This window comes from Intrasporangium sp., from assembly GCF_035688975.1.
GTDB lineage: Bacteria > Actinomycetota > Actinomycetes > Actinomycetales > Dermatophilaceae > CALMNV01.
Genome location: NZ_DASSMH010000018.1, coordinates 1 through 3081 on the forward strand (window position 1 = coordinate 1; position 3081 = coordinate 3081).

The 3081-nt window shown below is 67.9% G+C and carries 5 protein-coding genes; 4 read left to right on the forward strand and 1 reads right to left on the reverse strand.

What is annotated here, in order from left to right:
* Nucleotides 1–25: 25 nt before the first annotated feature.
* Nucleotides 26–184 carry a hypothetical protein gene (locus VFJ94_RS02045; protein WP_325002508.1) on the reverse strand — a complete coding sequence of 53 codons (159 nt, stop codon included), beginning with the start codon at nucleotides 182–184 and terminating at the stop codon, nucleotides 26–28.
* A gap of 359 nt (nucleotides 185–543) precedes the next feature.
* Between VFJ94_RS02045 and VFJ94_RS02050 the strand changes: the two genes are divergently transcribed.
* From VFJ94_RS02050 to kdpA, 4 genes are all read left to right on the forward strand, one after another.
* A complete protein-coding gene (locus VFJ94_RS02050; RefSeq protein WP_325002512.1) occupies nucleotides 544–1290 on the forward strand; it encodes a DUF4118 domain-containing protein in 747 nt (248 codons plus the stop codon).
* Nucleotides 1291–1293: 3 nt separating this feature from the next.
* Nucleotides 1294–1437 (forward strand): hypothetical protein, encoded by a 144-nt coding sequence (locus VFJ94_RS02055; protein ID WP_325002509.1) that lies wholly within the window; start codon nucleotides 1294–1296, stop codon nucleotides 1435–1437.
* On the forward strand, nucleotides 1434–1523 hold the full coding sequence (gene kdpF / locus VFJ94_RS02060; protein ID WP_325002510.1) for a K(+)-transporting ATPase subunit F: 90 nt from the start codon (nucleotides 1434–1436) through the stop codon (nucleotides 1521–1523). The genes VFJ94_RS02055 and kdpF overlap by 4 nt, the downstream gene beginning before the upstream one ends.
* 1 nt (nucleotide 1524) lies before the next feature.
* On the forward strand, nucleotides 1525–3081 hold a 1557-nt coding region (gene kdpA / locus VFJ94_RS02065; RefSeq protein WP_325002511.1), incomplete at its 3' end, for a potassium-transporting ATPase subunit KdpA.

Sequence of the window (3081 nt, forward strand, 5' to 3'; positions counted from 1 at the left end):
CCGCTGCCCGGGCTGTGACCGGGGATCAGATGTCCAGCACGAAGGTGAACGCCGCGTTCTTGCCGTCGGCCGCGTCGCCCATGGTGACCTCGCACTCCTTGCGGTAGATGCCGTCGGAGGCGTTGCGGGGCTCACCCGGGAAGTAGAGCTGGGTGGTGAGCATCCGCCCGCCCGAGGGCTGCACCTTGACGTGGATGTGCCGGGTGCGGCCCGGGCGCTGACATTTCGCTGCGCGTCCGCGCTGCCGCCGACATGAGCATCCTTGCGCAGCGGAGTGTTGCGCCGGCTGCACCGAATGGGAGCGCTCTCGCGTGAGCTCGCCGGCTTGCTTCGTCGTGCGCCGGCCTCGTGGAAACGGCGGAAGCAGCGGCTGTCCCCACTCCCCCACGACTGCGGAGCCTCGCTCCAGAGTGGTCGACCGCATCGTGGAGCGTGCCCGACGCGGCCCGCCTCGTTAACGGCACGCTAAGAACAGAGCTCGCCGCGCTGAGAGCGCGTTAAGGCCATCGACAAGCGGCCCTTCTCGTCGTTAGCTCGAACATGATGGAGCAAGACCGAGAAACGGAGCTGTTGTGGATAGCGCTCGGGGGGCTCGCGCCCATCGCCGTCGCCATGGCGTTGGTGTCCCTCCGTGACGTCATGCTCAACACGAACTTGGCGCTCGTCCTAGTCACGGTCGTCGTCGTGGCCGCGGCCTCGGGCGGACGGCAGGCCGGCGCGGTAAGCGCGATCAGCGCCGCGCTGTCCTTCGACTTCTTCTTCACACGCCCGTACCTGCAGCTGCGGATCACATCGGCCGACGACGTCGAGACTGCGCTGCTCTTGCTGGCGGTCGGCCTGCTTGTTGGCCACATCGCGGGTCGGAGTCGACGGGCCCTCTCGTCGGCGGAGACCAGACGAGGTGAGATTCGCCGCATCTACCGCATCGCCGAGCTCGCCGCCCTCGGCGACGACGTGTCTGACGTCGTGATGGCCGCCGAATCCGAACTCACCGACCTGCTGCACCTGCAGAGTTGCCGCTTCGAGGCACCGCCTTTCGACTCGACCTTCGAGCGGTTCGAGCGCAGCGGCTTCGTGACCGGCGAGAATCACCGTTTCCAGAGGACCGGCCTGGAGCTACCCTTGGAGGGCGTCGAGCTTCCCGTCCTGGGGCGCGGTCAGGTCCTCGGACGCTTCGTCCTCGACCCGACGCAGGGCACGGGCATAACCCTGGAGCAGCGGGTCGTGGCCGTGGCGGTGGCCGACCAGGTGGGCGCAGCCCTCGCCGCTCCGACGGCTCGGAGGAGCTGAGCGATGCCCGACGTCATCTTCATCGCCGTGACCCTGGCGTTCTTCGCCCTGTGTGCGCTGTACGTCCGCGCCTGCGACGCCATCGTCCGATCCACCGACACCGAAGCAGAGGATGCTGCCGACGGTTGCCCGACGGCTCGGCCATGACCGTCGACAACGTGATCGGTCTGGTGCTCGCCGCGCTGCTGGTCGCGTACCTCCTCGTCGCGCTGATCTTCCCCGAGAAGTTCTGAGGTGTCTGCAGCCAGCTGGGTGCAGTTCGCCCTCTTGATCGCCCTGATCCTCGCGACCGCACCGCCGCTCGGGCGGTACATCGCCGAGGTCTACGGCGACGAAACGAAGCCCCCGGGAGACCGATTCTTCCAAGCCATCGAGGGGCGCGTGTACCGCCTTTGCGGCGTCGATCCCGAGCGTGAGCAGCGGTGGACCGTCTACGCCCTCTCGCTGCTCGGTTTCAGCCTGGTCTCCTTCCTCGTCCTCTACGGCCTTCAGCGGCTGCAGGGCTCGCTTCCCCTCAACCCGAGGGGGCTGGGCGCGATGTCGCCCCACCTGGCCTTTAACACCGCCGTCAGCTTCGTGACCAACACGAACTGGCAGTCCTACGCCGGCGAGACGACGATGAGCCACCTCACCCAGATGGTCGGCCTGGCCGTCCAGAACTTCGTCTCCGCTGCCGCGGGTATGGCAGTGATGGCCGCCCTGATCCGGGGCCTGGCCCGCAAGCGGGCGACGACGATCGGCAACTTCTGGGTCGACCTCACCCGCACGACACTGCGCATCCTGCTGCCCCTCTCGTTCGTCTTCGCCCTGGTGCTGGTCAGCCAGGGAGTGATCCAGAACTTCTCCGGTGCCAGGGAGGTCCGCACCGTCGAGGGTGCGTCGCAGTCGATTCCCGGCGGCCCCGCCGCCAGCCAGGTCGCCATCAAGCAGCTCGGCACCAACGGCGGCGGGTTCTTCAACGTGAACTCGGCTCACCCGTACGAGAACAGCACGCCGCTCAACGGCTTCCTCGAGCTCTACGCCATCCTGCTCATCCCCTTCGCCCTGGCCTTCACGTACGGCCGCATGGTCGGTGACCGCCGCCAGGGCCGGGCCGTCTTCGCCATCATGTTCGCCATCTGGGCCGTCCTGTCGCTGGCGGCGATGGGCATCGAGGCCAATGGAAACCCGCGCCTGGCCGCGCTCGGCGTCGACCAATCGAGCTCGCAGGCCCAGGCCGGGGGGAACATGGAGGGCAAAGAGGTCCGCTTCGGGCCCGCAGGTTCGGCGCTGTGGGCGGTGTCGACGACAGGCACGTCGAACGGGTCCGTCAACTCCATGCACGACAGCTATACGCCCCTGGGTGGGATGGTGGCGCTCTCACACATCATGCTGGGCGAGGTCAGCCCCGGCGGGGTCGGCGTCGGCGTGAACGGGCTCCTCATCATGGTCATCCTCTCGGTGTTCGTGGCCGGGCTGATGGTGGGCCGCACGCCCGAGTACCTGGGCAAGAAGATCCAGGCTGCGGAGATGAAGCTGGTCATGCTCTACGTGCTGGCCGTGCCGCTGGTCCTGCTCGGCTTCGCCGCCGCCTCGGTACTGCTGGGCTCCGCAGTGGCTTCACGGGCCAACCCTGGCCCCCACGGGCTGTCGGAGATCCTCTACGCGTTCGCCTCGGCGGCCAACAACAACGGCTCCGCCTTCGGCGGGCTCACCACCGCCACCCAGTGGTACGACACCACTCTCGGCGTGGCCATGCTCGTCGGGCGGTTCCTCCTCATCATCCCCGTCCTGGCCATCGCCGGGTCGATG

Coding starts and splice junctions, on each gene's coding strand:
- kdpF (WP_325002510.1), top strand. CDS start 1,434: ATGACCGTCGACAACGTGATCGGTCTGGTGCTCGCCGCGCTGCTGGTC.
- VFJ94_RS02050 (WP_325002512.1), top strand. CDS start 544: ATGGAGCAAGACCGAGAAACGGAGCTGTTGTGGATAGCGCTCGGGGGG.
- VFJ94_RS02055 (WP_325002509.1), top strand. CDS start 1,294: ATGCCCGACGTCATCTTCATCGCCGTGACCCTGGCGTTCTTCGCCCTG.